The sequence below is a fragment of the Gemmobacter sp. genome (assembly GCF_016792925.1).
GTDB lineage: Bacteria > Pseudomonadota > Alphaproteobacteria > Rhodobacterales > Rhodobacteraceae > Gemmobacter.
In genome coordinates this window covers 1-2,414 of the sequence record NZ_JAEULU010000237.1, presented here as the reverse complement: position 1 = coordinate 2,414, position 2,414 = coordinate 1, and the positions used below count along the sequence as shown (strand labels likewise).

The 2,414-nt window shown below is 67.1% G+C and carries 3 protein-coding genes; all 3 read right to left on the bottom strand.

The window, feature by feature from the left end:
* Positions 1 to 89: 89 nt before the first annotated feature.
* Entirely contained in the window at positions 90 to 860 is a 771-nt protein-coding gene (locus JNN06_RS11245; RefSeq protein ID WP_291239684.1) for a glycerophosphodiester phosphodiesterase family protein, read from the bottom strand.
* Positions 860 to 1,318 (bottom strand): RidA family protein, encoded by a 459-nt coding sequence (locus JNN06_RS11240; protein ID WP_291239683.1) that lies wholly within the window; start codon positions 1,316 to 1,318, stop codon positions 860 to 862. The genes JNN06_RS11245 and JNN06_RS11240 overlap by 1 nt, the downstream gene beginning before the upstream one ends.
* Before the next feature lie 124 nt (positions 1,319 to 1,442).
* The coding region (locus JNN06_RS11235) for an HlyD family type I secretion periplasmic adaptor subunit (protein ID WP_291239682.1) at positions 1,443 to 2,414 on the bottom strand (972 nt) is incomplete at its 5' end.

The following is a 2,414-nucleotide window of genomic DNA, read 5'->3' as shown; positions in this document are numbered from 1 at the left end:
CTGTCTGCCCCCCGGACCCCCCGAGGATATTTCTGAACAGATGAACTGGGGCAGGGGGGAAATGGGTCAAGCCATCTGCCCGCAGGGCTTCAGGGTTTTGGTGGCAGGTAGCCTTCAAAGGTGATGTTTTCAGCGTGTTTGCGGGCGGCGGCCTCGGCCTCGGGCGATTTGATCGTCCAGCACAGGATGCGCGCACCTTGCGCCTTGAGGGCGGCGACGCGCGGGCGGGCGAGGTCGGCGGCCTCGTGGCTGAGGAAGCTGGCCCCCACGCGGTCATAATCGGGAATGTCGCGCAGCTGGTCGCAGAGCGCCGGAGGCAGGGGGGCGTAGCCCGCGTAATCATAAGCGCCGGTGGTCAGCCCGCGCGGAAGATGCGGCGCGCGGCGCGCCAGTTCGGCCACGCTGTCGGGGTTGAAGGACATAAGCGCCACCGGGCCTTCATAGCCCTGCAAGGCGGTGGCGGTGGCCTGTTCCAGCGGGCCGATGGTGCCGCCGGGGGTGAGGGTCTGGTCCTTCACCTCGATCAGCAGCGGCACGGCGCCCGCGACCAGCGCCAGAACCTCGGTCAGGGTCGGGATGCCGTCCGCCGCGTCGCGCAGGCGCAGGGCGCCCAGTTCGGCGGCGCTGCGCTGGTTGACCCAGCCCGTCGCTTCGGTCAGGCGGTTCAGCTCTTCATCATGGAAGACCATGGCCACGCCATCGGCGGAAAGCTGAAGGTCGATCTCGATCCCATACCCTGCCGCCACTGCGGCGCGGATGGCGGCGCGGCTGTTTTCCGGGCGGCCCCGGGCGCGGTCGTGCAGGGCACGATGGGCCAAAGGATGCGACAGGAATTCGGGCGGCAGGGCAGGGGCTGGCATCAGGCGATCTCGAAGATCGCGTCGATTTCCACCGCCACACCCAGCGGCAGCGAAGGGGCCGAGACCGCGGCGCGGGCATGGCGGCCGGCATCGCCCAGAACCTCGACCATGAAATCGGAGGCGCCGTTGATGACCTTGGGCTGATCGACGAAATCGGGGGTGGAGTTCACGAAGCCCACCAGTTTCACCACACGGGTGACGCGCGACAGATCCCCGCCACAGGCCTTTTTCGCCTGCGCCAGCAGCGAGATGGCGCAGCGGCGCGCGGCCTCGGTGCCTTGCTCCACGCTCAGATCGGCGCCCAGCTTGCCCTTGATCGGGCCGTTTTCATCGGCGCTGATCTGGCCCGAAACATGCACCAGATTGCCGGTGATGACGTAACCCACATAATTCGCCACCGGGTTCGGCGGTTCGGGCAGGGTGACGCCAAGCGCGGCAAGACGGGCTTCGATGGACATGAGAACCTCCTCGTTCGTTTGGCGCCACGCTAGCGGCAAGCGAAAGGGGCGGCAAGGCCGCCCCTTTTGATCATGGCCCCTGCGGGCATTGCTGTTTGCGGCCCGATTATTGTTCGCGGGCCGATTACTGCTCGCGGAACGCGCGGTTGAAGTAATCCGTGAAGGGTTTCACCAGATAGGCAAAGGGCGTGCGGTCGCCGGTCTTGATGAAGGCCTCGACCGGCATGCCGGGCAGCAGGGTTTGCCCGCCCAGCTTGGTCAACTCGCCCGGATCGGGGATGATCTCGATCCGGTAGTAGGAGCCTTGGGTTTTCTGATCCACCAGCGCATCGGCGGATACCTTGGTCACATGGCCCATCAGCTCGGGCGTGGTGCGCGAGGAGAAGGCCGAGAAATGCAGCTTGGCCTCTTGCCCGGCGAAGACCTCGTCGACATGGATGGGCGAGACCTGCGCGGCGATGACCAGCGGGCGGTCCTGCGGGATCAGATACAGCACCGGATCGGCGGGGCGGATCACGGCGCGGGGCGTGGTGACTTGCAGCCCCAGCACGATGCCCGATACCGGCGCGCGGATTTCCAGCCTTGCCACCTGTTCGGTCAGGGCGCGGCGGCGCTCGGCCAACTCCAGTTCCTGACTGCCGATGTCGCGCAGCTGGGTGCTGGCTTCCTCGCGGTGGGCAGCGGCGAGGCGCAGCACCTCCAGCTCGATTTCCGAGATGTTTTCCTCGGCCTGCGCGCGGTTGGCGATCAGCTCGCCCACCTGCCCCTCCAGCCGGGCGGATTCGCGTTGCAGCGCCAGCACGCGGGTGGCCTGGGCCAGGCCCTTGTCCAACAGGCTTTGCTGGTCGGCCAGTTCCTTGTTGATCAGCTCCAGCTGCACGGTCAGGGCCTTGGCCTGCGCGTCGATGCCGCGAATGCGCGAGTCGATCTGGCTGCGGCGCTCGGCCAGCTGGTTGGTCTGGTTGGTGATGGTTTCGGCGCGGGCGGCGAACAGGCGGGTCTGGCCGTCCATCTGCTCGGCCACTTCAGGGCGGGTCTTCGCCAGCTCGACCAGCTCGGGCGCAAAGACGATCTCGCTGACGCCATCGCGTTCGGC